The sequence below is a fragment of the Streptomyces melanogenes genome, from assembly GCF_014649795.1.
GTDB classification, from domain to species: domain Bacteria; phylum Actinomycetota; class Actinomycetes; order Streptomycetales; family Streptomycetaceae; genus Streptomyces; species Streptomyces noboritoensis.
Genome location: NZ_BMTS01000010.1, coordinates 116,814 through 142,027, shown reverse-complemented (window position 1 = coordinate 142,027; position 25,214 = coordinate 116,814). Strand labels below are relative to the sequence as shown.

22 protein-coding genes are annotated in these 25,214 nt (G+C 72.0%); 10 read left to right on the top strand and 12 right to left on the bottom strand.

Annotated features, from left to right (window positions below; translation table 11 throughout):
• The first annotated feature begins 207 nt into the window (after positions 1-207).
• From lnt to IE252_RS22355, 4 genes are all read left to right on the top strand, one after another.
• On the top strand, positions 208-1,857 hold the full coding sequence (lnt, locus tag IE252_RS22370; protein WP_229848727.1) for an apolipoprotein N-acyltransferase: 1,650 nt from the start codon (positions 208-210) through the stop codon (positions 1,855-1,857).
• Positions 1,858-1,867: 10 nt separating this feature from the next.
• A complete protein-coding gene (locus IE252_RS22365; RefSeq protein WP_190091224.1) occupies positions 1,868-2,347 on the top strand; it encodes an NUDIX hydrolase in 480 nt (159 codons plus the stop codon).
• Positions 2,348-2,403: 56 nt separating this feature from the next.
• Positions 2,404-3,207, top strand: coding sequence for a 3-hydroxybutyrate dehydrogenase (locus IE252_RS22360; RefSeq protein ID WP_190091223.1), 804 nt, complete (start codon positions 2,404-2,406; stop codon positions 3,205-3,207).
• A gap of 96 nt (positions 3,208-3,303) precedes the next feature.
• Positions 3,304-5,220, top strand: a complete 1,917-nt coding sequence (locus tag IE252_RS22355; RefSeq protein WP_190091222.1) for a helix-turn-helix domain-containing protein — start codon at positions 3,304-3,306, stop codon at positions 5,218-5,220.
• On the opposite strand, the gene IE252_RS22350 is transcribed toward IE252_RS22355, so the two are convergent.
• The 4 genes from IE252_RS22350 to IE252_RS22335 all read right to left on the bottom strand — a co-directional run bounded on the left by IE252_RS22350 (position 5,210) and on the right by IE252_RS22335 (position 10,990).
• A complete protein-coding gene (locus IE252_RS22350; RefSeq protein WP_190091221.1) occupies positions 5,210-6,577 on the bottom strand; it encodes an MFS transporter in 1,368 nt (455 codons plus the stop codon). The two genes, IE252_RS22355 and IE252_RS22350, sit on opposite strands and share 11 nt — an antisense overlap.
• Before the next feature lie 175 nt (positions 6,578-6,752).
• On the bottom strand, positions 6,753-7,391 hold the full coding sequence (locus IE252_RS22345; RefSeq protein WP_190091220.1) for a hypothetical protein: 639 nt from the start codon (positions 7,389-7,391) through the stop codon (positions 6,753-6,755).
• Positions 7,392-7,536: 145 nt separating this feature from the next.
• On the bottom strand, positions 7,537-9,450 hold the full coding sequence (locus tag IE252_RS22340; protein WP_190091219.1) for an ABC transporter ATP-binding protein: 1,914 nt from the start codon (positions 9,448-9,450) through the stop codon (positions 7,537-7,539).
• Positions 9,451-9,724: 274 nt separating this feature from the next.
• Positions 9,725-10,990, bottom strand: coding sequence for a DUF6777 domain-containing protein (locus IE252_RS22335; protein WP_190091438.1), 1,266 nt, complete (start codon positions 10,988-10,990; stop codon positions 9,725-9,727).
• A gap of 410 nt (positions 10,991-11,400) precedes the next feature.
• Between IE252_RS22335 and IE252_RS22330 the strand changes: the two genes are divergently transcribed.
• Complete coding sequence (locus tag IE252_RS22330; protein WP_229848748.1) at positions 11,401-12,600, top strand: streptophobe family protein; 1,200 nt, start codon at positions 11,401-11,403, stop codon at positions 12,598-12,600.
• Positions 12,601-12,636: 36 nt separating this feature from the next.
• Here IE252_RS22330 and IE252_RS22325 read toward each other — a convergent pair whose 3' ends face one another.
• Genes IE252_RS22325 through IE252_RS22315 form a run of 3 tightly spaced genes read right to left on the bottom strand, consistent with a single transcriptional unit; the run spans position 12,637 to position 16,577 of the window.
• On the bottom strand, positions 12,637-13,635 hold the full coding sequence (locus IE252_RS22325; protein WP_190091218.1) for a serine/threonine-protein kinase: 999 nt from the start codon (positions 13,633-13,635) through the stop codon (positions 12,637-12,639).
• On the bottom strand, positions 13,635-14,216 hold the full coding sequence (locus tag IE252_RS22320; RefSeq protein ID WP_190091217.1) for a hypothetical protein: 582 nt from the start codon (positions 14,214-14,216) through the stop codon (positions 13,635-13,637). The genes IE252_RS22325 and IE252_RS22320 overlap by 1 nt, the downstream gene beginning before the upstream one ends.
• Before the next feature lie 9 nt (positions 14,217-14,225).
• Positions 14,226-16,577, bottom strand: a complete 2,352-nt coding sequence (locus IE252_RS22315) for an ABC transporter ATP-binding protein/permease (protein WP_190091216.1) — start codon at positions 16,575-16,577, stop codon at positions 14,226-14,228.
• Positions 16,578-16,861: 284 nt separating this feature from the next.
• Here IE252_RS22315 and IE252_RS22310 point away from each other — a divergent pair, with 284 nt between their 5' ends.
• Positions 16,862-18,196: a vanadium-dependent haloperoxidase gene (locus tag IE252_RS22310; RefSeq protein WP_229848724.1), complete on the top strand. Its 1,335-nt coding sequence runs from the start codon at positions 16,862-16,864 to the stop codon at positions 18,194-18,196.
• A 73-nt stretch (positions 18,197-18,269) separates the two neighbouring features.
• On the opposite strand, the gene IE252_RS22305 is transcribed toward IE252_RS22310, so the two are convergent.
• The 3 genes from IE252_RS22305 to IE252_RS22295 are packed head-to-tail and all read right to left on the bottom strand — an operon-like array spanning position 18,270 to position 20,693.
• Positions 18,270-19,058, bottom strand: a complete 789-nt coding sequence (locus IE252_RS22305) for an amino acid ABC transporter ATP-binding protein (RefSeq protein ID WP_190091214.1) — start codon at positions 19,056-19,058, stop codon at positions 18,270-18,272.
• Positions 19,059-19,065: 7 nt separating this feature from the next.
• The gene (locus tag IE252_RS22300; protein WP_229848722.1) at positions 19,066-19,866 is read right to left on the bottom strand and encodes an amino acid ABC transporter permease; all 801 of its coding nucleotides are present in this window, start codon (positions 19,864-19,866) and stop codon (positions 19,066-19,068) included.
• Positions 19,863-20,693 (bottom strand): transporter substrate-binding domain-containing protein, encoded by an 831-nt coding sequence (locus tag IE252_RS22295; protein ID WP_190091212.1) that lies wholly within the window; start codon positions 20,691-20,693, stop codon positions 19,863-19,865. The genes IE252_RS22300 and IE252_RS22295 overlap by 4 nt, the downstream gene beginning before the upstream one ends.
• Positions 20,694-20,917: 224 nt before the next feature.
• On the opposite strand from IE252_RS22295, the gene IE252_RS22290 reads away from it, so the two are divergent.
• The gene (locus tag IE252_RS22290; RefSeq protein ID WP_190091211.1) at positions 20,918-21,745 is read left to right on the top strand and encodes an SAM-dependent methyltransferase; all 828 of its coding nucleotides are present in this window, start codon (positions 20,918-20,920) and stop codon (positions 21,743-21,745) included.
• A gap of 179 nt (positions 21,746-21,924) precedes the next feature.
• Positions 21,925-22,596: a DUF6445 family protein gene (locus tag IE252_RS22285; RefSeq protein ID WP_190091210.1), complete on the top strand. Its 672-nt coding sequence runs from the start codon at positions 21,925-21,927 to the stop codon at positions 22,594-22,596.
• Here the strand turns inward: IE252_RS22285 and IE252_RS22280 are convergent, their stop codons facing one another.
• A complete protein-coding gene (locus IE252_RS22280) occupies positions 22,597-23,394 on the bottom strand; it encodes a putative protein N(5)-glutamine methyltransferase (protein WP_190091209.1) in 798 nt (265 codons plus the stop codon). It abuts the gene before it with no gap.
• Positions 23,395-23,491: 97 nt separating this feature from the next.
• Here IE252_RS22280 and IE252_RS22275 point away from each other — a divergent pair, with 97 nt between their 5' ends.
• A complete protein-coding gene (locus IE252_RS22275; protein ID WP_190091208.1) occupies positions 23,492-23,815 on the top strand; it encodes a putative quinol monooxygenase in 324 nt (107 codons plus the stop codon).
• A 52-nt stretch (positions 23,816-23,867) separates the two neighbouring features.
• Here IE252_RS22275 and IE252_RS22270 read toward each other — a convergent pair whose 3' ends face one another.
• On the bottom strand, positions 23,868-24,293 hold the full coding sequence (locus IE252_RS22270; protein WP_229848720.1) for a hypothetical protein: 426 nt from the start codon (positions 24,291-24,293) through the stop codon (positions 23,868-23,870).
• 74 nt (positions 24,294-24,367) lie between these two features.
• Between IE252_RS22270 and IE252_RS22265 the strand changes: the two genes are divergently transcribed.
• Positions 24,368-25,084 carry a class I SAM-dependent methyltransferase gene (locus tag IE252_RS22265; protein ID WP_190091207.1) on the top strand — a complete coding sequence of 239 codons (717 nt, stop codon included), beginning with the start codon at positions 24,368-24,370 and terminating at the stop codon, positions 25,082-25,084.
• Positions 25,085-25,214: the final 130 nt, after the last annotated feature.

Genomic DNA, 25,214 nt, shown 5'->3' with positions numbered 1-25,214 from the left:
GTCTGACGGACTTCGCACACCGTAGTGGCGCCGGGCACGATCTGGGTACAGATCGTGCGGAAACGTTCCGGCAGGGGTGCGCTCCGATGTCCGTACGCGTGCGGACGTAGCAATCGCCCGCACATCGACGGTGATCGTGCGCATATGGACGGTTACTGTACGAACCGGTCTGACGCAGGCACAGCGCGCGGCCGTAGACTCCGCCGGGTGAGCACGACCACCACCCCCACAGCCGAGCCAGAGCAGCTCGAACCGCAGCCCGCCACCGCCTCGCGCGGCCGTCGGCTGCTGCACCGGCTCGTACGGCCCGCGACGGCCGCGCTGTCCGGTGTGCTCCTGTACCTGAGCTTCCCGCCCCGGCCCCTGTGGTGGCTGGCGGTGCCCGCGTTCGCGCTGTTCGGCTGGTGTCTGCGCGGCCGGGCCTGGAAGGCCGGATTCGGCCTCGGCTACCTCTTCGGGCTCGGCTTCCTGCTGCCGCTGCTCGTCTGGACGGGCGTGGAGGTAGGCCCCGGCCCGTGGCTGGCCCTGGCGGCCATCGAGGCGATCGGGGTCGCCGCCGCCGGCGCCGGGATCGCGGTGGTCTCGCGGCTGCCCGGATGGCCGGTGTGGGGCGCGGCCATGTGGATCGCCTCCGAGGCGGCACGCGCGCGTGTGCCGTTCGGCGGCTTCCCCTGGGGCAAGCTCGCCTTCGGCCAGGCGGACGGGGTGTTCCTGCCGCTCGCCGCCCTGGGCGGCACGCCCGTCCTCGGCTTCGCCGTCGTGCTCTGCGGCTTCGGGCTGTACGAGTGCGTGCGCCAGGCGCTGCGCCTGCGCGCCACCGGAGTCGTACGCAAGGGGGCCGCGGCGGCCGCCCTGGCCACCCTGCTCGCCCCGGTCGCCGCCGCCTTCGCCGCGACCCCGCTGGTCAGCGACGCGGCCGAGAACGGCACCGCCACCGTCGCCGTCATCCAGGGCAATGTGCCGCGCCTGGGCCTGGACTTCAACGAGCAGCGCCGCGCGGTGCTCGACTACCACGTGAAGGAGACCCTGCGGCTCGCCGACCGGGTCAAGGCGGGCAAGGCCGCCAAGCCCGACTTCGTGCTCTGGCCGGAGAACTCCTCGGACGTCGACCCGTACACCGACGCCCAGGCGTACACCGACATCGACCGGGCCGCCAAGGCGATCGGCGCGCCCATCTCGGTGGGCGCGGTTGTCGAGCGCCCCGACGGACAGCTCTTCAACGAACAGGTGCTGTGGGACCCGAAGACGGGCCCCGGAGCCACCTACGACAAGCGGCAGATCCAGCCCTTCGGCGAGTACATCCCGCTGCGCGGCTTCATCAAGCAGTTCAGCCCCGGCTACGTCTCCATGGTCCGCCAGGACTTCAGCCGAGGCACCGAGCCCGGCGTGTTCGACATGGCGGGCACCAAGGTCGGCATCGCCACCTGCTACGAGGCGGCGTTCGACTGGGCGGTGCGCGACACCGTCACCCACGGCGCGCAGATCCTCTCCGTACCGAGCAACAACGCGACCTTCGACCGCAGCGAGATGACCTACCAGCAGCTCGCCATGTCGCGCGTGCGCGCGGTCGAGCACAGCCGGACCGTCACCGTCCCGGTCACCAGCGGGGTCAGCGCGGTGATCATGCCCGACGGGGAAGTCGTCCAGAAGACCAGGATGTTCACGCCCGACTCGCTCGTCGCCAAGGTGCCGCTGCGCTCCTCCGAGACCCCGGCGACCCGGCTCGGCACCGCGCCCGAGTGGACCCTGGTGGCGCTCGCGGCCGCGGGCCTGGGCTGGGCGGTGAGCCGTGCCGTACGCGCGCGTCGCGAGCCGGAGACCGACACCGCGAGTCCCGCAAGGGCCGAGGTCTCGTAGGGTCGAAGGTATGGCGACACCTGACTTCATCCGCGAGATCCGGGCCTCGGCCGGCCACCAGCTGCTGTTCCTGCCGGGAGTGAGCGTGGTCGTGTTCGACGACGAGGGCCGGGTGCTGCTCGGCCGGCGCGTGGACTCCGGCGAGTGGTCGATCATCGGCGGGATCCCGGAACCCGGCGAGCAGCCCGCCGAGACCGCCGTGCGCGAGGTGTACGAGGAGACCGCCGTGCGGTGCGTCGTGGAGCGGGTCGTCCTGGTGGACGCGCTGCGCCCGGTCACCTACCCCAACGGCGACCGCTGCCAGTTCATGGACATCTGCCTCAAGTGCCGGGCCGTGGGCGGCGAGGCGCGCGTCAACGACGACGAGTCCCTGGAGGTCGGCTGGTTCCCCGTCGACGCGCTGCCGGCCCTGGACGAGTTCGCGCTCTTCCGGATCAAACAGGCGATGACCGATGAACCGACGTGGTTCGCGCCTATGACCGAGCACTGAAGTGTGGGCCCGGACCACATGGGTGGTGGGCCACCGCACTGCCTAGGGTCGAGAACATGACCACGCCCACCACACCTGGTCCCGTCCCCCCGTCCGTCGAACTCGACCTGGGCGGCCGCACCGCCCTGGTCACCGGGGCCGCCGGCGGCATCGGCCGGGCCTGCGCCCTGCGCCTGGCGGCCGCCGGCGCCAAGGTGCGGGCCGTCGACCGGGACGCCGAAGGCCTCGACGCCCTGGCCGGACAGGGCGCGGGCCTCGCCGGATCCGTAGAGCCGCTGGTCCTGGACCTGACCGACCTCGAAGCCGCCGAGCAGGCCGCCACCGGCACCGACGTCCTGGTGAACAACGCCGGGCTGCAACTCGTGCGCCCCATCGAGCAGTTCCCGCCCGAGGTGTTCCACACCGTCCTCACGGTGATGCTGGAAGCGCCGTTCCGGCTGATCAGAGGGTCGCTGCCGCACATGTACGGGCAGGGCTGGGGCCGCATCGTCAACATCTCCTCGGTGCACGGGCTGCGGGCCTCCGCCTACAAGTCGGCCTACGTCGCGGCCAAGCACGGCCTCGAAGGGCTCTCCAAGACCGCCGCCCTGGAAAGTGCCCCGCACGGCGTCACCTCGAACTGCGTCAGCCCCGGCTATGTCCGCACCCCGCTCGTCGAGCGGCAGATCGCCGACCAGGCGGCCGCCCACGGCATCCCCGAGGAGCGCGTCCTGACCGAGGTGCTCCTCAAGGACTCGGCCCTCAAACGGCTGGTCGAGCCGGACGAGGTCGCCGAGGCCGTCGCCTACCTCTGCGCCCCGCAAGCCTCCTTCATCACCGGCATCTCGCTCGCGCTGGACGGCGGCTGGACCGCGCACTGACGCACCACGACCGCACCTCCGCTCCTTGACCGGCGCCTGCCAACAGTTGTCCACAGGGCTGGCGCGGCCGCCCGTACGGCAGGTATCCCTGTGAACATGTCCCACGATCACCCGCAGTCCACCGAGTTCGCGGAGGCCCCCTACCTGGAGCTTCTGGCGCGCGGCGCGGCGGCCGAGGCGTACGACCGGCCCGCGCTGCTCGCCCGTGCCGACGGCGCCGGACCCGAGGCGCTGGCCGCCCTGGAGTCCGCCCGGCAGCTCGCCCTGCGGGTCCGCGCCGACCTGGAGGGCAGACGGCGCAGGGAGGCCGAGCTGTCCGCGCTCTTCGAGACCGCCCACGACCTCGCGGGGCTGCGCGATCTGGACGCGGTGCTGCGGGCGATCGTGCAGCGCGCGCGTTCCCTCCTCGGCACCGAGGTCGCCTACCTCAGCCTCAACGACCCGGTGGCGGGCGACACTTACATGCGCGTCACCGAAGGGTCGGTGGCGGCGCGCTTCCAGCAGCTGCGGCTCGGCATGGGCGAGGGCCTAGGCGGCCTGGTCGCCCAGACCGCCAGGCCGTACGTGACGTCGAGCTACTTCGACGACGAGCGCTTCCAGCACACCCGGACCATCGACACCGGGGTGCGCGACGAGGGCCTGGTCGCGATCCTCGGCGTACCGCTGATGCTCGGCAGCAGTGTGATCGGCGTGCTGTTCGCCGCCGACCGGCACAGCAGGGTCTTCGCGCGCGAGGAGATCGCCCTGCTCGGCTCCTTCGCCGCGCACGCCGCCGTCGCCATCGACACCGCCAACCTGCTCGCCGAGACCAGGTCGGCGCTGGCCGAGCTGGAGCGGGCCACCGAGATCATCCGGGACCACAGCGCGGTCCTGGAGCGCGCCTCCGAGGTTCACGACCGGCTCAGCGAACTGGTGCTGCGCGGCGGCGGGGTGCACGACGTGGCGAGCGCGGTCTCCGAAGTCCTGGACGGCACGGTCGAGTTCGCCGACGCCGACTCGGCGGCCTTCGCCGCCTTGGAGCTGACCGGCACGGACGGCCACGCGGTCCGTGCCGGACGGGACTGGGTGGCCACGGTGGCGGCGGGCGACGAGGTGCTGGGCGCGTTGGTGCTGCGCGGCCACCCGGCGCTCGACCCGGTGGACCGGCGCACCCTGGAGCGGGCCGCGATGGTCACCTCGCTGCTGCTGCTCGCCCGGCGCTCGGCGGGAGAGGCCGAACAGCGGGTGCGCGGCGAGCTCCTGGACGACCTGCTGGACGCGCCGGGCCGCGACCCCCGGCTGCTGCGCGACCGGGCCGCCCGGCTGCGGGCCGACCTGGACGCGCCGCACGTGGTCCTCGCCGCCCGCACCGAGAGCCCCGAGGACGGCACGGCCGAGCGACAGACCGCCGACCGGCAGCGGATGGGCTCGGCCGCCGCGCACCTGGCGGCGACCCGGCACGGCCTGGCCGCGACCCGTGACGGCGGGACCGTGCTGCTGCTGCCGCTGGGCCCGGCCGACACCCCGGCCGAGGTCGCCCGGCAGCTGGCCAAGCAGCTCGGCGGCGCCCTGCACGAGCGGGTCACGGTGGGCGCGTCGGCCCCTGTCGAAGCCCCGGCGGCCCGGCCCGGCGCGATAGCCGAGGCGTACGCGGAGGCGCGCCGCTGCCTGGAGGCGCTGCGGCTGCTCGGCCGCCCCGGCGAGGGCGCGGCCGCCCAGGACCTCGGCTTCCTCGGGCTGCTCCTGGCCGACACCCGGGACATCGAGGGCTTCGTCGACCGGACGCTCGGCGCGGTCGTGGCGTACGACGAAAGGCGCGGCACCGACCTGGTGCGCACCCTCGACGCGTACTTCGCGAGCGGGATGAGCCCGGCGCGCACCAAGGACGACCTGCACGTCCATGTGAACACGGTGGCCCAGCGGCTGGAGCGGATAGGCAGGCTGCTCGGGCCGGACTGGCAGTGCCCGGCCCGAGCGCTGGAGATCCAGCTTGCGCTGCGGCTCCATCTGATGTCGGCGGCGGTCAGACGCTGACGGAGTCCTGGGAGCGGCTGTCGGCGTCGACCTCCGCCAGGTCGCGGTGGCGGGTCTCCTGGGCGCAGATCAGCGCGATCACCGTGAGGAGCGCGGCCGCGATCACATAGAGGGCGATGGGGGTGGAGCTGTCGTAGTCCTTCAGGAGGGCGGTGGCGATGAGCGGTGCGGGCGCGCCGGCGGCGACCGAGGCGAACTGGGCGCCGATCGACGCTCCCGAGTAGCGCATCCGGGTCGCGAACATCTCGGTGAAGAAGGCGGCCTGGGGTGCGTACATCGCCCCGTGGAAGACCAGCCCGACGGTGACGGCGAGGACGAGGTTCCCGAAGTCGGCCGTGTCGATCAGCGAGAAGAAGGGGAACATCCAGGCGCCGACACCCACCGCACCGATCAGATAGACGGGCCGCCGCCCGACCCGGTCGGAGAGCGCGCCCCAGGCGGGGATCACGGCGAAGTGCACGGCGGAGGCGATCAGTACGGCGTTGAGCGCGGTCTGCTTGGCCATCCCGGCGGAGGTCGTCGCGTACACGAGGATGAACGCGGTGATCACGTAGTAGCTGATGTTCTCCGCCATCCGGGCGCCCATCGCGACCAGCACGTCGCGCCAGTGGTCGCGCAGGACGGCGACGAGCGGCAGCTTCTCCGCGACCCGGTCGGGCTCGGCGGCCTTACGTGCCTCCGCACGCTCCAACGCGGCCTTGAACAGGGGGGATTCATCGACCGACAGCCGTATCCAGAGCCCGACGAGCACCAGCACCCCGGACAGGAGGAACGGCACGCGCCAGCCCCAGGAGAGGAAGGCGTCGTCCGAGAGAAGCGCGGTGAGCGCCGAGAGGACACCGGTGGCGAGCAACTGCCCGGCGGGCGCCCCGGTCTGCGGCCACGACGCCCAGAACCCGCGCCGCCGCGCGTCCCCGTGCTCCGACACCAGCAGGACGGCCCCGCCCCACTCCCCGCCGAGCGCGAACCCCTGCACCAGCCGCAGGGCGGTGAGCAGCACGGGCGCGGCGGAGCCGACCGTGGCGTGCGTCGGCAGCAGCCCGATCGAGAAGGTCGCCCCGCCCATCATGAGCAGACTCAGCACGAGCAGCTTCTTGCGCCCGACCCGGTCCCCGAAGTGCCCGAAGACCAACGCCCCGAGCGGCCGCGCCGCGAACCCGACGGCATACGTCAGAAACGACAGCAACGTGCCGACGAGCGGGTCGGAACCGGGAAAGAACAGCTTGTTGAAGACGAGCGCGGCGGCCGCCCCGTAGAGAAAGAAGTCGTACCACTCGATGGTCGTCCCGATGAGGCTGGCGGCGACGATGCGGGGGAGGCTGGTGGGGGGTGGGGGAGCGGTCGCGGGGGAGGACATCTGCACCACTTCCTGGTGTGCGACGGGGGACGGTTGGGTGTCGCCACACCGTAGGAAGGCGCAGGTCAGGGGCGTATATGGTGGGACGCCATAGTTCGGGGGGTGGGTGTGCGTGGGGGCACCATGAGGGGGCTATCGGTGCTAGTTCTGGGGCCGTTGTGGAGGGGAGAGAGGATCAGGACGTCGACACGTTCGTGGCGCTCGCGGTGTCCGGGGCATTCGGCCGTCGGGCGAGCAGCACGCTGGCGGCGATGATCCACAGCCCCGACACCAGGAAGGCGAAGAAGCCGACCCAGGGGATGAATACCAGCACACCGAGGACGATTCCGGCCCAGCCCAGCCAGCGCGGCAAGGGGGTTCCTGTGTATGCCGTGCACAGGCCGGCGGCGAGCATCATGACGCCGATTCCGCCGACGAAGGGAATGAAGAGGTCGTTGCTGATGGCATTCATGGCCTGGAGGGCCGGACCGCCGACTCTCTGTTCGTCGCTGGCGTCGATCAGCGCGAGTGTCACACCCGACGCGACCCAGAAGCCCCCGGCCGACAATATCCCTCCCGCGAAGGCGATTTGGGGCAGCCAGCCGTGCCGGTCGAGCACGGCGAGGTGGTGCCGCAGGCTACCGGCGAAGAAGACCAGGAAGACCCCCGCCAGGACCAGCAGGTACACGGAGACCGCCTGCTGTGTGTCGTGCTCCTGGAAGAACAGCTTGATCTGCAGCCCGGAATCCCCGACGTCCGGCGTATCGCCGCCCACGCAGAAAGCGACGGCGATCAGAACAACGGCCACCAGGCCGGTCAGCGGTCCGAGGCGCATCGGAATCCTCCGATCCGGGCATTCGGATACCTGTACTCACCGTTACACGCATCGCGGGGGCCAGCAACTCGACCAATGACGCCTCTGTCCGTGGTGGTGCACGATGGTGTGTAATCGTTCGGACGCGGACCCTTTGATCTCCCGTCTACCGGTCCTGCGAAAGCGCATGCAATTCGCTGAACAGACCCCCCGAGTGCAGCAGGTCCTCGTACGTGCCCTGTTCCGTGATGCGGCCCTGTTCCATCACCACGATGCGGTCCGCCATGCGGGTGTTCTCGATGCGGTGGGTGACCACGATCGTGATGCGGTCGTGGGCCATGTTCTTGAGGACCGTGAACATGCGGTGTTCGCCGCGTGCGTCCATCTCCGAGGTCGGTTCGTCCAGGATCAGGACCGGTGGGCGGCGGTAGAGCGCGCGGGAGCAGGCGATGCGCTGCCACTGGCCGCCGGAGAGTTCGCTGCCGCCCCACAGCTCGCGGGCCAGCAAGGTGTCCAGGCCGTGGGGGAGTTCCTCGACCGCCGTGCGCATCCCCACCGCGTCCACCGCGTCCCAGACCGGTGTGTCGTGGTGCGTGCGGGGCTGGCCCAGGGTGACGTTCTCCCGTACGGCCAGCGGCCATTGGCCGAAGAACTGCGGGACCAGGCCGGTGCGGCGCCACACCGTCTCCGGGTCGGCGGCCGCCACGTCGACGCCGTCCCAGGCCACCCGGCCCTTGTCGGGAAGGTAGAGGCCGGTGATCAGACGGGTGAGGGTGGACTTTCCCGAGCCGTTCTCGCCGACCACCGCGACGACCTCGCCCCGGCGCAGGGTGAGCGAGACCCCGTTCACGGCGGGCGCCTCCTTGTTGGGGTACTGGTAGACGACCTCGTCGAGGCGGATCTCCTCCGGTTGCTCGGGGGCGGTCAACGCACCCCGTTTCGGGGCGCGTTCGGCGGCGAAGTCGAGGAAGGTGCGCATGTCCGCCAGGTACAGGCTGGTGTGGAACATCGCCGCCCCGTAGACCACGACCTGCGACAGCGCGCTCAGGGAGCTCTGCACGGCGACCACCGCCGTCGCCGCCACCCCCAGCTCCACCCGGCCGGTGACGGCCAGCCAGGCCAGGGTGGCCCAGGTGGCGAGGAGGAAGGCGCCGCCGAGCGCCGAGGTGGTGAGGGCGATCCGCAGCAGCCGGGGGGCCATCGCGAGGGTGCGGCGGTCGATGCGCTCGGACAGGGAGCGGTACCAGAACATCAGATAGCCGGTCATGCCGTTCGCCCGGACCTCGTCCGCGAGCTTGGGCGTCGTCGCCCACCAGCGCATCATCCCGCGCACATTGCGGTCGCCCACATTGGCGTAGTGCGTCTCGTAGTCCACCCGCGCCGCCATCACCGCGCCCGCGCCCGCGGGCAGCACGGCGAGCACGAGCAGGGCGAGCATCAACGGATGCAGCACCGTGAGGACGCCCGCCGCGGCGGCCATGCGGATCACCGCCGCCATGAACTGCTGGGCGTCGCGCACCATCAAGTTGGTGCGCATCACGCCCATTTCGGCCGCCTCCTGGCGGTCCGCGAAGCCCTCCTCGCCGTACGCGGCCGCCTCCACGCGGCACACCGCCTCGACCATGTCGGCGTCGGCCGCCGTCGTCAGCAGCGGGGTGATCCTGCCCTCCGCGTACGACGCGAGCGCGGACGTCACGCGCGCGACGCCGACCGCGACGGCGATGACCACCAGCGCCGGTAACGCCGCGTCGATCCGGTCCGCCGCCCGGCCCTCGCCCAGGATCGGCGCCATGGCCCGGGAGGTGGCGCCGAGCAGCACGGCCGCCGCGAGCCCGATCACGAGCTGGCAGACCAGCAGCAGGAGGACGGAGCCCCGGTCGATGCGCCACGCCATCCGGCAGGTCTGCCCCAGCACGGACGGCAGCCGCCCGCACATCTGCCGGAACGAGGCCCCGCCGAGCGGGTTCTTCCCGTAGCGCCCCGCGAACGTGATCTCGGCGGGTGGGGGCGGCGGCACCGGGGCCGCCGACGGCGTCGCGTCGCTGCTCACGCCCGCCTCCCGGTGTTCGTACGGTCCCATTCCGTGCGATCGTGCTCGGCCGGACCGAGTTCCGACCGATCGGACTCCGTTTGATCGAACATCAGGTGAACGTCTAAGGCCTGAGTACAGGCATTCACGGCGACTCCTCGGGCAGCGGGTGCGGGACCTGACGTATGCACAACGCTGCTGATCAGCGCGGGGTCACGGCCGAGTCGTCGAGAAAAAGTTCGATTGTCGAGGTGAAACGTTGTAGCGGCTGAATTGGGCGGCCGTGATCCGTCGTTCGAATCAATCGGGAGTAGACCGGGACTCCTCAGTAACCGCCCGGCGCCGACGGCGCGGTGCTCGTCACCGGTGCGTACGGGGTCGACGTCTCCGGCTGCGGCGCCATCGTCGGGGACTCGGACCGCGCGGTCTCGCCGGTCGTGGGCGACGAGCTGTACGGCGTCGAAGTCCCCGGCGGTGTCGTCTTCTTGTCGCCCTCGCCCGTGTCGCCCTTGGGGCGCGAGAACCACTCGTCGTGGTCCGGGTCGAACACGACGAACTTGTCGACCGCACGGGTGGCGGGGGCGACGACGGCCACGTTCGACGGCCGGTACGCGGGCCACGCGTCCCCGGTCGGCTTGGGCGTGCCCTTCTGGGCGACCGCCGGCAGCAGCGGGTTGCCGCAGGCGCAGCGCACCCTCGGCACACCCCGGTCGTCCACGAGCACGGCCGTACCGGCCTGCAGAACCGCCTGGTAGGGGGCCGCCGAACCGTTTCGGTAGCCGTGGTTGGTGACCCTGGTGTCGATGCGCAGCTGTACGGGAGTGAGGGAGCGCAGATACGTGGGCACGGCGTCGGGGGCGATGCCCTCGGCGGACGCGAACGCCTTGTTCTTGGCCGGGTCCGCCGTCAGCGCGTCGATCTGCTTCTCCACGTCGCAGCTCGCCTTGTTGCGCGTACCGCCGTAGAGGCCGGGGGCCGAACCGTCCACGCCGCGCGTCACATTGGCCGAGGCCGGTGCCGACGCGCTGGGCAGGGACGGCGGGGACGGGGGCGGGGAGCTGTAGCGCGCGCTCGACGCGGTGAACGGCTCCGGGCCGTCCTTGCCCGCCGCCTGGAGGAACACCTCGCTGCCCGCGCCCTTCTTGCCGGACGAGCCGTCGGGGCGGGTGAAGACGATGATCAGGGCCACGGCGGCGACGATCGCGCCGGTGGTGAGAGCGATACGGGGGGCCGAGCGCCACCAGGGGCGGTCGGGGCCGTCGTCCTTGCCGGGGGTGCCGCCGTCGCCCGGGCCCTGGGGACCTTCGCCGGAGCCGGAGGGTCCGCCTCCGCCAGCCGAGCCACCCGAGCCGCCTCCGCCCGTACCTCCCGGGCCCGACACCCCACCGCCCCCACCCGTACCGACCGCGATCGTCTCGTCGTGGCCACCCCCGCCGCCCCCGCCGCCCTCACTCCCGTCGCCCCGGCCCGTACCGCCCCGGTCGCCGCCGCTCGGCGGACCCGTCGGCGGGCCGGGCTGGGAGGGGCCCGAGAGGGGGCCGGACGGGGGGCCGGTGGGGCGGCCGCCGGACGGGGGAGGTTCGACGCTCACGAGCTCTTCTTCCCGGCGTTGGGGTCCCGCGGGGGTGCGGGGCACTCGGCCGAGGACCCGCGCCACCGTGGGCCCGCCACGGCACGGAGGCGGCAGCGGCGGCACACGGGCGGGCGGTCCGGCTCGTCCTGCTGCTTCGTACGCGACGAGCTCCGTGCTGCATGCTCCGTGCTTCGTACGCGACGAGTCCGGGTGCGTCCTCGACCTGCCCATTGTGTGCTCCGGTCCCGGCGGGCCCGCAAGCTGACGCGGTCGGCCCCCCATGACGGGCGGTCCGCCCCGGTGCTGCTTAGCGTGACAGCGTGAGCGACGTGAGTCCGGACAAACCGCCCGACGAGTCCACGGGGACGCGACGCGCGCGCCACGGCTGGGCCGAGGCCCTCGTGGCGGTGCTGACGGGGCTGATCGCCATGGCCGTCGTCGCCGCGCTCGGGCTGCTCGCGGCCGGTGCGGCGGACCTGCCCGACAACGCCTTCCCGCAGGTCGTCGCGGCCGTCGTCGTCATGGCGGTCGGCGGCTCCGTCGACATCAAGGGCGACGCCGGTTTCCTCGGCGACACCAAAGCCGATCTGACCGTGCTCCCGCTCTCCGTCACGCTCGTCGGCGCGCTGCTGGTCGCCGCCGGATTCCTGCGGCCGCTGCGGCACCGGGCCGTGGCGAGCGCCCGCGAACTGGCGCTCTGGGCCGCCCGGGTGGCCGTGCTGTGGCTGCTCGCGCTCCTCGGCCTGTCGTTCCTCGCCCGCAAACGTTTCACCGTCGGGCTCGGCAACGGGGCCATCGGCGACATCGGGGATCTGCTGGGCGCCTCGCCCAAGGTCGGGTTCGAGACCGATGTGCCGCTCACCCTGCTCTTCGGGCTGCTCTGGCTCGCGGGGCTGCTCTTCCTCGCCCTGGTGGTCTCCCGCAAGGCCCCGCTGCCCGCCCGGCTGCTGCGCTTCCAGGAGTCGGTACGCCCGGCCGCCTTCGCGATGGTCGTGCTGCTGCTGGCGTACGTGGCGCTCGGCATCGTGGTGGGACTCGCGGTCGCGGTGGTCAAGGGACATACGGCCGAGACCTTCGCGGTGATCCTGCTCGGCCTGCCGAACCTCGTCTGGCTGGCCTTCACGCTCGGGCTCGGCGCCTCCTGGGAGGGCCGGGTGGACGGGCCGTTCGGGCTGCCCATGCCGCACGTACTGGACCAGGTGCTGCGTACGCCCGACCTCGCCACGCTCAATCTGAGCACCCTCGCGGACTACGACGGGCGGGTGTGGTGGCTGCTCGTGGTGGCCGCGGTGCTGGTCCTGGCCGCCGCGTTCCTGATGGCGGCCCGGTCACCCGCTCGCGTACGGGCGTGGCAGCACGCCCTGCACATGGCCCTGGCGCTCGCCCTCACCGTGCTGGCCGTGTCCCTGCTCGCCCGGATCTTCGCGCACTACGGCCTGTCGCTGCTCGGCATCGGAGACCTCGGCGGCGGCCTCTCCGGCCAGGTGTCGCTCAAGCCGCGTCTGTGGACGGGGCTTGGCTTCGCCGTGCTGTGGGGGCTGGTCGCGGGCTTCCTCGGCAGCCTGCTCGCCCGGCGGGTGCGGCGGCGCGGGGAGGTGGCGCCGGAGGGAGACCGGGCGTCCGGCTGACCGCGCCCACGTGCCCTCACCGCAGCCCGGAGACCCTCACCGCACCCCCGGAAACACCGGCCGCGCCCACTCCGGCGGCTCGGGCGGCGGTGCGGGCGGTTCCGGGGTGCCCGCCACCCGCAGGTCCACCCGCGTCGGGGGATGCCCTCCCGGCCCCACGCCCTTCGCCGCCTGGCGCAGTGCGGCCACGAACGCCAGGCACGAGTCGTACCGGTCGTCCGGGAGCTTGGCCAGCGCCTTCGCCATCACACCGTCGACCCCGGCGGCGATGTCGGGGCGCTTCTCGGTCAGTGCCGGCGGCTGGTCGTACTGGTGGGCCCACAGCAGCGCCATGTCGTCGTCGCGCTGGAACGGCGGGGCGCCCGCCATCGTCTCGTAGACCACGCACGCGAGGCTGTAGACGTCGCAGCGGCCGTCCACCGGGCGGCCGGAGATCTGTTCCGGCGCCACGTAGTCGAGCGTGCCGACGAACTGGCCGACCGTGGTGAACCCGGTCAGCGACAGCGACTTCTTCGTCAGCCCGAAGTCGGTGAGGTAGACGTGCTCGGGATGGTCGCTGTCGGTGCCCTGCGCCACCAGGATGTTGCCCGGTTTCACGTCCCGGTGGACGAGGTCGTGCTCGTGGGCGGCGTCCAGCGCGGACGCCACCTGGGCCGCGATCCTGGCCGCCGTGGCGACCGGCAGCGGACCCTCCTGGTCGAGCAGCGCCCGCAGATCGCGCCCGGCGACGTACCGCATGGCGATGTACAGGACGCCGTCGGTCTCCCCGGCCTCGAAGACCGGCACGATGTGCGGGTGGTCGATCGCGGCGGCCACCCGCGACTCGTGCGTGAAGCGCTGGCGGAACGTGTCGTTGCGGGCGAGTTCCGGGGCGAGCAGCTTCAGCGCGACCGTCCGTTCCAGGCGCAGGTCGCGGGCCCGGTACACCACGGCCATCCCGCCGCGCCCGATCTCGCTCTCGATGCGGTACCCGGCGATCCGCCGCCCGACCAGGTCGGAGGGGCGGCCGGCGTACAGGTCGCTCTCCGGGGCCATCAGCCGTCACCGGACCCGTCACCGTTCGGGCCGACCACCCGGGTCTCGTCGGACGGGGCCGCGCCGGGCGGCACCGCGCTCGCCCGCGCCCCGGACGGCGGCCCGGACGCGGCGAACGTGCTCAGCCGCGTCCCGTCGCAGTACACCCACCGCTCGTGCTCCGCGTCGTACAGCCACACCGCCTCGCCGTCGACGACCATTCCGGCCCGCAGCCCCTGGGTGCGCTGGCGGAACGCCTCGCCGTCGAGGCGGCCCGCGGCCAGGTCCTCCGCCGCGCTGCGGTAGCGGCTCAGCATGTCCTGGACCCGGGCGAGGAGCGGGCGCGGGTCGGCGGTACGGGCAAGCGGCGCGCCCGGCACTGGCGGCCCCTGCGGGACGGTCACCAGAAGGCGGCCGTCGACCCACGCCGACCAGGCGTTGGCGCACAGGATCCGGGCCCAGTCGCCGCGCCGGTCGATCAGCTGCACCGGCAGCAGCGCGTCCAGCGGCACCGTGGGGCGCCCGGTGTCCGGGCTCTCCCAGGCGGCGAGTCCGCCGGGCGGGACGACATGGGTGGGACGGAAGTCCACGGGAGCGCTCATCGCGGCCGCCTACTTCCGCATCACGGCGGGTTCGTGCCGCCGCAGCAGCCGGGCCACCAGGTAGCCGAAGAGCACCGACAGGACCACCAGCATGCCCATGTTGAGCAGCCACACGCCCGTCTCGTGCTTGAACAGCGGGTCGCCGGTCAGCTCGCCCGGCACGATCCTGGAGAGCCCGATCGTGCCCGCCATCCCGCCGAGCGCCCACCGGGACGGGACCAGCCAGGCCAGCTGCTCGATTCCCGGCACGCCGTGCAGCTTCAACAGCGCGCCGCAGAACACCACTTGGACGATGGCGAGCAGCACAAGGAGTGGCATCGTCACCTCCTCCTTGCGCACCAGCGCCGAGACGAGCAGGCCGAGCATCATCGCCGTGAACGCGAGCAGCGCCACCGCCACCGTGATCTCCACCAGCGGTGGCATCACCACGCCCTTGCCGCCCGGGGCGCCCAGGTTCACGCCGAGCAGCGCGACCAGCGTCAGGACGACGGCCTGGAGCACGGTGATCGTGCCCAGGACCACCACCTTGGACATCAGATACGCCGATCTGGACAGGCCGACGGCCCGTTCGCGCTGGTAGATCACCCGCTCCTTGACCAGCTCCCGTACGGCGTTGGCCGCGCCCGTGAGCACACCGCCGACGCACAGGATGAGCAGCGCGTTCATCGCCGTCTCCTGGGTCAGCCTGCCGCCCGCCAGCGCCCGCGCCATGGCGCCCATCACGAAGGGCAGCGCGATCATGATGGCGAGGAAGGTCCGGTCGGCGCCGAGCGCGGCCGCGTACCGGCGCACCAGGGTGCCCAGCTGGGCACCCCAGCTCTGCGCCTTGGGCGGGCGGCCCACCACCCGGGCGGCGGCGCCCTGGTGCAGGTGCGGCTGGGCGCTGGAGCTGACCACGTACCGCTGGTGGAAGGGCGAGCGGGCGTACTCGCCCGCCCAGTCCCGCTCGCGGTCCCGCTCGAAGGCCTCGAAGGCCTCCGGCCACTCGCCGAAGCCGAAGAAGCCCAGGGTGTCGCGGGGCGGTCCGTAGTACGCGATGTGGCCGCCGGGGGCCAGGACGAGGATCCGGTCGCAGACGTCGAGGCTGAGGACGCTGTGGGTGACCACGATGACGGTGCGGCCGTCGTCCGCGAGGCCGCGCAGCATGTGCATCACCGAGCGGTCCATGCCCGGGTCGAGCCCGGAGGTGGGCTCGTCGAGGAAGAGCAGCGACGGCTTGGTCAGCAGCTCCAGGGCGACGCTCACGCGTTTGCGCTGGCCGCCGGAGAGGCTGTGGATGGGCTGGCCCGCGCGCTGCTCCAGGCCGAGCTCGCCGATCACCTCGTCGACCCGGGCGCGGCGCTCGGACTTGGCGGTGTCCTGCGGGAAGCGCAGTTCGGCGGCGTAGCCGAGCGCCCGGCGCACGGTGAGCTGGGCGTGCAGGATGTCGTCCTGCGGGACGAGCCCGATGCGCTGGCGCAGCTCCGCGTAGTCCCGGTAGAGGTCGCGGCCGTCGTACAGGACCGTGCCCCGGTCGGCGGGGCGCAGCCCGGTCAGGGCGTTGAGCAGGGTGGACTTCCCGGCGCCGCTCGGGCCCACCACGGCGAGCAGGCACTTCTCGCCGACCGGGAACGACACCTGGTGGAGGAGGGTCTTGCGGCCCCGGTCGACGGCGACGGTGAGGTCCTGGACGTCGAGCGAGACCTCGCCGGTGTCGACGTACTCCTGGAGCTCGTCCCCGACCAGGCAGAACGCCGAGTGGCCGACGCCGACGATGTCGCCGGGGGAGACCCGGGCGCGGGCGACGGGCTGGCCGTTGAGGAAGGTGCCGTTGTGGCTGCCGAGGTCGACGATCTCGTGGCCGCCGTCGGGCAGGGCGCGCAGTTCGGCGTGCCGGCGCGAGACGACCAGATCGTCGACGACCAGGTCGTTGTCGGCGGCGCGGCCGATCCGTACGGTACGGGCGGGCAGCGGCCGCACCGAGGTGGGCTGCCGGAAGGCGCCGGTCGCGGACGGCATCGACACGGCGGACAGCCGCTCCGGTGCGCGGACCGGCGGCGGGGCGCGGTCCACCAGGACGGCGCGGGGGCCGTCGGCGGGGCTGCCGAACCGGATGACGCTGCCGGGGCCCACGCCCCACTCGTGGACGCGGCGGCCGTCGGCGTACGTGCCGTTGGTGCTGCCCTCGTCCTCGACCGTCCAGTGGTCGCCCGCCACGCGCAGCACGGCGTGGTGCCAGGAGACGCGGGCGTCGTCGATGACGATCTCGCTGAGGGGGTCGCGCCCTACGTGGTAGTCCCGGCTCGGACTCATCACCGTGGAGCCGGTATCGGTCTCCAGGACGAGCTCGGGCGCTGTCGGTGCGGCAGACCGCTCTCCCATGGGGTGAATTCTACCGATCGGCACCTGATCGTGCCCTTTGCGCGCGATGCCGGGCGGCTACCGCCAGGGTTTACCCCCCCACCGGAACTGCGGCGCCGGGATGACGGCGGTCTCCGCCACCGGCTGGATGTGCGCGCGAGCGCGCGGACCTAGGTTTCGGGGCGGAAGCAGAGCGCCACCGGCACATCCCGCACCGCACCACCGACGGAGAGGACCCGTGCCCGATGTTGTGGATCCGTACGAGGAGAAGACGCGCGGCGAACCTGCGCGCCCGGGCGGTCTCAATGGCCGCCGTGGCCGCCACCGCCCTCGGCGCGCTCACCCTGGCCCCGCAGCCGGCCGCCGCCGCGCCCAACTACAGCGGCGATCCCGTGCAGTACTGGAACAACGTCCTGAACGGCGCGATCCGCACGGCCGGCGGGGCCCCGGGCCCGCTGTCCCGGGCGGCCGCCATGATGAACACGGCGATCTACGACGCCGAGAGCTCCTACCAGCTCCGCTGGCACACCATGACCTCCGACCCGTACCTGAAGGCGATCAACTACTCGGCGGGCTGGGGGGTCGAGGGGCCGGGCGAGGAGGAGCGGGTGATCGGGCGGACCGCCTACAACATCCTGCTCAAGCTGTTCCCGGACCAGACGACGTACCTGGACAACAAGTTCAAGGAGCGGTTCGGCACCGACCCCACGGGCTTCGACCTCCTCGACCTCACGGTGGTCGGCACCATCGTCAAGAACACGCAGGACAACCGGACCGCCGACGGCTCCGACGACAGGGCCGTCTACACCCCCGACGCCAAGCCCGGCGCCTGGCTGCCGACCAGCTACCCGGACCTGCCGGACCCCGCCTGCTCGCAGGGCAGCCAGGCGGCCGGTCCCAACTGGGGCCTGGTGAAGCCGTGGGCGCTGGACTCCGGCTCCCAGTTCCGCCCGTCGACCCCGGGTACCTACGCGTCGTACGAGAACCTGCTCGCCAGCCCGGCCTACGCCGACCAGGTCGCCAAGGTGCGCTCGCTGGGCGCCGCGGGCTCCACCACGCGGACGACGGACCAGACCGCGGCCGCCTGGTTCTGGGCCAATGACGCCAACGGCACCTACAAGCCGCCGGGTCAGCTGCTCGACATCACCGCGCGCGTGGCGAAGGACCGGGGGCTGACGCCGTACCAGAACGCCCGGCTGTTCGCGCTCGTCTCCGTCGCGATGGCGGACGCGGCGATCGGGGAGTGGGACGTCAAATACCGCACGCCCATCGACCTCTGGCGGCCGGTGTCGGCGATCCGCGAAGGCGGTCTCGACCCCGCCTGGAAGCCGCTGTCGGGCACCACGCCCTGCTTCCCCGCGTGGGCCTCGGGCCACTCCGCGTTCGGCGCCGCGTGGGCGGGGATCATGCGGCAGTACTTCAAGAGCGACAACGTGAGCTTCACGGCGTCCACCGACGATCCGCATTCACCGGTGAGGACGCGCGCGTTCACCAGCTTCAGCCAGGCCGCGCACGAGGACGCGGACAGCAGGATCTGGCTCGGCGTGCACTACCCGTGGGACGCGAGCGACGGGTACGCGCTCGGCGACTCCATCGCCACCTGGGTGTTCACGCACAAGATGAGGGCCGCGGGGTCCTGACCGCCGCGAGCACCCGACAGGGCAGGGCCCGCCCCCGGTGATGCCGGGGGCGGGCCCTGCCCGCGTCCGTGCGTCAGCCGTCGTCCTCGGGCGGCAGGTGAGAGGTCGGGCGGGCCTCCGCCGCCGGGTCCAGGATGCGGTTGAGGAAGTTCCTGGTCCGCTCCTCCCGTGGGGCGCCCACGACCTGCGCCGCCGGGCCCTGCTCGACGATGACGCCGCCGTCCATGAACACCACCCGGTCCGCGACCTCCCGGGCGAAGCTCATCTCGTGGGTGACCACCATCATCGTCATGCCCTCGCCCGCGAGCACCCGCATCACCGCGAGGACGTCCCCGACGAGTTCGGGGTCGAGCGCCGAGGTCGGCTCGTCGAAGAGCATCACCTCGGGACCCATGGCGAGCGCCCGGGCGATGGCGACGCGCTGCTGCTGCCCGCCGGAGAGCTGCGCCGGATACGCGTCGGCCTTCTCGGCGAGCCCGACCCGGTCCAGGTTCTCCCGGGCCACGGCCGCCGCCTTCGCCTTGTCCCGGCGCAGCACCCGGCGCTGCGGCAGGACCAGGTTCTCGGTGACCGTGATGTGCGGGAACAGGTTGAACTGCTGGAAGACCATGCCGATGCGGCGGCGCACCGCGTCGATGTCGACGTCCAGGTCGGTGACCTCGGTGCCGCCGACGAACACCTGGCCCGCGCTCGGCTCCTCCAGCAGGTTCACACAGCGCAGCAGCGTCGACTTGCCCGACCCCGAGGGGCCGATGACGCACACCACCTCGCCGCGGGCGACCTCCAGGTCGATGCCGCGCAGCACCTCGTTGTCCCCGAAGGACTTGCGCAGGCCGCGGATCTCGATCTCGTTCTGTGGCATCGCTTCCTCACCTCGCCCGGTCGGCGCGGGCTTCGAGGCGGCGCACCACGAAGCTCAGGGGCACGGTCACCATCAGGTAGCAGAGCCCGGCGACCAGGATCGGGGTGGAGTTGGCGCTCTGGCTGGCCAGGTCCCTGCCGTACTTGGTCAGCTCCCGCTCCTCCAGGGTGACCCCGAGGAACAGCACGAGCGAGGAGTCCTTGAAGAGCAGCACCAGTTCGTTGGTCAGCGGCGGGATGACGATCCGGAACGCCTGCGGGATGATCACCGACACCATGGCCCGGGCGTGCGAGAACCCCAGCGAGCGGGCCGCCTCCATCTGGCCCTTGGGCACGGCCTGGATGCCCGCCCTGATCGTCTCGGCCATGTAGGCCGCGGCGACCAGACCGAGCCCGAGGGCGACCTTTCCGTACGTACCGCCGGGGATCTCCGTGCCGGGGAAGGCCAGCGGCACCGCCACGCCCACGAAGATGAAGATCAGCAGGGCGGGCAGCCCCCGGAACAGCTCGATGTAGATGCCCGCCACCCAGCGGTAGGGCGCCACGGACGAGAGCCGCATCAGCGCGACCACCAGACCGAGCACCAGGCCGAAGGCGAAGCCGGAGAGCGTGTACACCACGGTGTTGCGCAGGGCGATGGTGATGATGTCCGGGAAGAGCTTGCCGATCAGGTCGGTCTGCGCGAACTGGTTCTGCAGCCGGTCCCAGTCGGCGAGGACCCCGATGGTGACGAGCACCCCGACGAAGACCGCGTACTGGATGCCCTGCGAGACGCGCCTTCGTTGACGCCTCGTCAGGCGCGAGGTCACGACTGTGCCTTGGGCAGTGGTCCGATCCACTGTTCGTAGATCTTCTTGTACGTGCCGTCCGCCTTGGCGTCGGTGATGGCCTTGTCGATGGCGGCGAGCAGCTTGGTGTTGCCCTTCTTGACCGAGAAGCCGTACTGCTCGCCGGTCGAGATGTTCTCCACCAGGGCGAACTGGTCGGCGTTGGCCTTGTCCTTGAGCCAGCCCTGGACCACCGGGTAGTCGATCACCACGGCGTCGACCTGGCCGGTGCGCAGACCGTTGATCACCGCGTCGGAGCTCTCGAAGGCGACCGGGTTGAAGCCCTTGCCCGTGGCGTAGCTCTCGCCGGTGGTCTCGGCCTGGGCGCCGAGCTTCTTGCCCTTGGCCTTGAGGTCGGCCAGCGAGGTGACCCCGCTCTTCTTGGTGGCGAGGAGCGCCTGGGTGGCGTCGAAGTAGGGGACGGAGAAGTCGACGTTCTTCTTGCGCTCGTCGGTGATGGTCATGCCGGCGGCGGCGAGGTCGCACTCGCCGGAGTTGAGGAAGGCGCCGGTCTTGAAGTTCTCGAACGGAGTGTCGAGGATTTTCTGTTCGACCTTGAGGTTCTTGGCGACGAGATCGATCAGGGACACGTCGAAGCCCACGACCTTGCCGTTCTGCTCCGACTGGAACGGCGGATACGGCAGGTGGGTGCAGGTGGTGAGCTTGCCCTTCTTGACCACCGGCACCCCGCCGGCGGCCTCCCCGGCGCCGTCACCGCCCGACGAGCAGCCGGTGGCGACGAGCAGCAGCCCTGCCGCAGCGGCTGCGGCGGTGGTCAGATTGCGGATACGGTGAGCCGTCCTGGTCACGGTTGACCTCCATCGATACGGGGGTGGCTGAGGAGCGGAACCGTTCAGCCATGATCGTATGAGACTGGGGGTGACTTCGCCCCCGAACGCGTCAGGCGCGCCGATGACGTCATCCGGACACCCGCCCGCCCGGGGCACCGGGCGACGGGGTTCCGGGACGCGGGTCAACTTGGCCATCTAGGCTGATCATTGACAGTTCCACCAGGCCCCAGGAGACGAAGCCCGTGACCGAGAACCCGGCCCACCTCGACGCTCCCGAGCACGTTCGGAGCAGAATCAACACCTCGCAGCCGCACACGGCCCGGATCTGGAACTACTGGCTCGGCGGCAAGGACAACTACGAGGTCGACCGCGCGGTCGGCGACCAGATCCGCCAGCTCCACCCCGGCATCGGCGACTACGCGCGCGCGGACCGCCTCTTCCTCGGCCGCGCCGTGCGCCACCTGGTGGCCGACCGGGGCATCCGGCAGTTCCTCGACATCGGCACCGGCCTGCCCACCGCCGACAACACCCACGAGGTGGCGCAGCGCATCGCGCCCGAGTCCCGCATCGTGTACGTCGACAACGACCCGCTGGTGCTCGCCCACGCCCGCGCGCTGCTGACCAGCACGCCCGAGGGGCGGACCGACTACCTCGACGCGGACCTGCGCGACGTGGACTCGATCCTGGAACACGCCTCGAAGACGCTGGACTTGACCCAGCCGGTCGCGCTGATGCTGCTCGGCGTGGTCATCTTCATCGAGGACGACGCCCAGGCGTACGGCCTGGTGCGCGAGCTGATGGACAGGCTGGCCCCGGGCAGCTACCTGGTCCTGTCGCACACGGTGACCCACCCCGAGATGCCGGACGTCGACCAGGCGGTGGCGTTCTGGAACGAGCACGGCACCCCCAAGCTCACCCAGCGCACCCCCGAGCAGACCGCCCGCTTCTTCGACGGCCTGGAGGTCCTGGAGCCCGGCGTGGTGTCCTGCTCGCGCTGGCGGCCCGAGGACGCGACGGGCGGCGAGCCGGCCGAGGTGGCCATGTTCGGTGGCGTCGGCCGCAAGGGCTGACCTGCGCGGCAGCCCTCTCCTGGGACGAAAATGGACCCGCCTTTGCCATTGCGGGGACCTCCCGCCAGGATGTCCCCGCAATGCGCCCTTCGTCATGGAGTGGGGCTTCACCGCACCTTGAAACAAGGTTGACCAACTCACGGACGGCGACACAGGGTTACGGACGTAGGTTCGGCCGCATGGCCCCCAACCCCTCCTCGCTCCCGGTCCTGCCGTACCGCAAACCCACCCGCGGCCGGGACTACTGGGTCCTCGACGACGTCCTGCCCAACGTCGACGAGGTCCGCGCGCGCTGCCTCGCCAAGGACGACTGGGTCGAGGGATACCCGCGCACCACCGAGACCTGGCCGGGGCTGCGCACCATGCCGGGCCTGGAGCCCGCCGAACTCGCCCGGGTGGAGCGGCTGGTCAAGAAGGCGACCGGGGCGCGCGAGCTGTGGCTGCAGAAGGCGCCCGGCGGCGCCACGCTCAACCACAACTGCGTCCAGGTCGTCGGCAGGGACGAGAGCGAGCCGCGCCCGCACACCGACTCGCGCGCGCTGTGCCGGTACGCGGCCGTGCTCTACCTCAACCCGGGCGTGCCCAAGGACTGCGGCACCAGCTTCTACCGGCAGAGCCTGCCCGGCGGTGTGCTCGGCGGCAATCTGGTCGCGGCCCCGCACACCAACCTCGTCGAGGCGCTCGGCACCCGGTTCGTGCCGGCGGACTCCTTCACCGAGGACGTCCGCGTCCCGCACCGCTACAACCGGCTGCTCCTCTACAACGCCAATATGATCCACACCGCCACCGGCTACTGGGGCAGCACCCTTGAGGACAGCCGGATGACGGCCGTCTTCTTCTGGATGGCGTGACTACCCGGCCGGGATCGGCAGGGTGGCGACGACGACCGTGGCGTACCGCTCCTCGCAGGTCGCCACCCGCGGAACGAGGCCGCCCCCGGTGACGGCGGCGAGGGCCAGAGGCACTTGGTGCTCGCTCGTCTCGAAGAGCAGATGGCCGCCGGGCGCCAGCCAGTGGGCCGCCTCGGCGGTCACCCGGCGCAGCACGTCGAGCCCGTCGGCGCCGCCGTCGAGCGCCACCCGAGCCTCGTGGACGCGCGCCTCCGAGGGGAGCAGTGCGATCTCCTCGCTGGGTACGTACGGCACATTGGCGAGCAGGACGTCGACACGGCCCCGCAGCCCGGCGGGCAGCGCGGCGAACAGATCGCCCTGGTAGGCCACGCCCCCGGCGGCGGCGACATTGCGCCGGGCGCACTCCACGGCGGCCGGGTCGATGTCGGCCGCGTGCAGCTCCGCCCCGCCGAGCCCCGCCACCAGCGCCGCGCCTAGCGCGCCCGAGCCGCAGCACAGGTCCACCACGACCGCGCCCGCCGAGGCGAGCGGAACGGCCTGCTCCACCAGGAACTCCGTACGGCGCCGGGGCACGAACACACCCGGGTCCACCGCGACCCGTACACCCGCGAACTCGGCCCAGCCCAGGACGTGTTCGAGCGGCAGGCCCTCGGCGCGCCGCTCCACCATGGCGTCCAGCTCGGCCGGGGTGCGGGCGGTGGCGACCAGCAACTCGGCCTCGTCCTCGGCGAAGACGCATCCGGCCGCGCGGAGGCGGGCGACGACGGTGGCGGGGGGAGGGGTGGTAATGAGTCTCACCTGCGGTTTTCATGGCCGGATCGGTTCTGGGCGCGGCCACCCTACCCTCGGCCCGGTCAGGCCGCCGAGTGATTAAAAGCGTGCATAGAATGACGCAATGATCTTTATCGTCGTCAAGTTCCCCGTGAAGCCCGAATACGTCGAGGAGTGGCCCCAGCACGTCGCGGACTTCACCGCCGCGACCCGGGCCGAGCCGGGCAACCTCTGGTACGAGTGGTCCCGCAGCCTGGAGGACCCGGACACCTATGTGCTGGTCGAGGCCTTCCAGGACGGCACCGGCGAGGCGCACGTGAACTCCGACCACTTCCGGGCCGCCATGGAGACGATGCGCCCGCTCCTGCGCCGCACCCCCGACATCGTGAGCACGACGATCGAGGGTGCGACGGGGTGGAGCGCGATGGGCGAGCTGCAGATCGACTAGCCCTTCGCGGTGCGGTGACGCCACTTCGCGGTGGCGTCACCTCAGGGTGGCGTCACTTCACGTTGACGGTCACCGTCGGGGAGACGGTCTTGCCGTCCATCACCCGCAGCTCCTCCTTGCCCTTGGTGTTCACCTTGTAGTCCAGGGAGTAGCTGCTGCCCTGCTTGATGGTGGTGTCGGCGTGCAGGGTCGTCCACTTGCTCCCCTTCTTGTGCTGAAGCACGACCTTGCTGCCGATGGCCAGGCCCTTGGACCGGCCGGTGAAGGTGACCTTGTCGCCCACCTTCGCCTCGGTGACGCTGGCCTTGATGGTCAGCGAACCCGGCGCCGCCGACGCGTACTTGCTGCCGCTCGGCGACGGTTTGGGGGTGGGGCTCGCGGCCGACGCGACGGCGGCGGACCCACCGGCGAGCAGGGCTATGGACAGGGCACCCGCCGCGGCCATCCGGGCGCAGCGGCGTGTCAGAGTGGAATTCACGATGGCTCTCTCCCGTCTCGGCGGCTCCCCATCCGCTCGATTGGTACCTTTTCCGAGGCTATAGGCTAAGGTCGATGTCCGCTTCCCAGGGCCCTACGCTGCGTGAACTCGCCGTCCAGGCGCTGTCGTCGGTCGAGCACGGCTACGACCTGCTGGCGCCCAAGTTCGACCACACTCCGTACCGGACGCCCCCGCAGGTCCTCGACGCCGTCACGCGCACCCTCCGTGAGCTCGGCTCCTTCGGGCGCGGGCTCGACCTGTGCTGCGGCACCGGCGCGGGCATCCCCGTGCTGCGCGCGGTGTGCCGGGACCGGGTCGCCGGGGTCGACTTCAGCGCCGGGATGCTGGCGGTCGGGCGGGCCCGTACGGACGAGGCCGTCGACTGGATCCGGGCGGACGTCCGCGCCCTGCCGTTCGCACCGGCCGCCTTCGACCTGGTCGTGAGCTTCGGCGCGTTCGGCCACTTCCTGCCCGGTGAGCGGCCCGGGCTGTTCGCGCAGGTCCGCTCGGTGCTCGGGCCCGGCGGCCGCTTCGCGTTCCCGGCCGCGGCGCCCGCCCGCCCCGGCTCCCTCGGCTACTGGACGCTGCTCGGCTTCGACACCGCGATGCGGGTGCGCAACGCGGTGTGGCGGCCCCGATTCGTCATGTACTACCGGGACTTCAGGCTGGCGGAGGCGACGCGGGAGCTCGCCGACGCCGGGTTCAAGGTCGACCTGTACGCCCTGGACGAGCTCGGCCGGCGGCCCGATGGCAGCCCCCGCTGCCGTCTGGTCGTCGCCACCGCCGTGTGACGTCGGCCCGCCCGAGCTGCGGCGATGACGGCCGGTGACCGGCCGTGTGGCGACGGGTGAGCAACGGTCGTAGCGTGACGGAGGTGCTTTCCACCGGCCCACCGCCGTTCCGTGCGGCGGGCCGGTGCTC

Bases quoted from the DNA above. Each gene is read 5' to 3' on its own strand.
- IE252_RS22365 (WP_190091224.1), top strand. From the start codon at position 1,868: ATGGCGACACCTGACTTCATCCGCGAGATCCGGGCCTCGGCCGGCCAC.
- IE252_RS22360 (WP_190091223.1), top strand. From the start codon at position 2,404: ATGACCACGCCCACCACACCTGGTCCCGTCCCCCCGTCCGTCGAACTC.
- IE252_RS22355 (WP_190091222.1), top strand. From the start codon at position 3,304: ATGTCCCACGATCACCCGCAGTCCACCGAGTTCGCGGAGGCCCCCTAC.
- IE252_RS22350 (WP_190091221.1), bottom strand. From the start codon at position 6,577: ATGTCCTCCCCCGCGACCGCTCCCCCACCCCCCACCAGCCTCCCCCGC.
- IE252_RS22345 (WP_190091220.1), bottom strand. From the start codon at position 7,391: ATGCGCCTCGGACCGCTGACCGGCCTGGTGGCCGTTGTTCTGATCGCC.
- IE252_RS22340 (WP_190091219.1), bottom strand. From the start codon at position 9,450: ATGGGACCGTACGAACACCGGGAGGCGGGCGTGAGCAGCGACGCGACG.
- IE252_RS22330 (WP_229848748.1), top strand. From the start codon at position 11,401: ATGGCCGTCGTCGCCGCGCTCGGGCTGCTCGCGGCCGGTGCGGCGGAC.
- IE252_RS22325 (WP_190091218.1), bottom strand. From the start codon at position 13,635: ATGGCCCCGGAGAGCGACCTGTACGCCGGCCGCCCCTCCGACCTGGTC.
- IE252_RS22320 (WP_190091217.1), bottom strand. From the start codon at position 14,216: ATGAGCGCTCCCGTGGACTTCCGTCCCACCCATGTCGTCCCGCCCGGC.
- IE252_RS22315 (WP_190091216.1), bottom strand. From the start codon at position 16,577: ATGGGAGAGCGGTCTGCCGCACCGACAGCGCCCGAGCTCGTCCTGGAG.
- IE252_RS22310 (WP_229848724.1), top strand. From the start codon at position 16,862: ATGGCCGCCGTGGCCGCCACCGCCCTCGGCGCGCTCACCCTGGCCCCG.
- IE252_RS22305 (WP_190091214.1), bottom strand. From the start codon at position 19,058: ATGCCACAGAACGAGATCGAGATCCGCGGCCTGCGCAAGTCCTTCGGG.
- IE252_RS22285 (WP_190091210.1), top strand. From the start codon at position 21,925: ATGGCCCCCAACCCCTCCTCGCTCCCGGTCCTGCCGTACCGCAAACCC.
- IE252_RS22275 (WP_190091208.1), top strand. From the start codon at position 23,492: ATGATCTTTATCGTCGTCAAGTTCCCCGTGAAGCCCGAATACGTCGAG.
- IE252_RS22265 (WP_190091207.1), top strand. From the start codon at position 24,368: ATGTCCGCTTCCCAGGGCCCTACGCTGCGTGAACTCGCCGTCCAGGCG.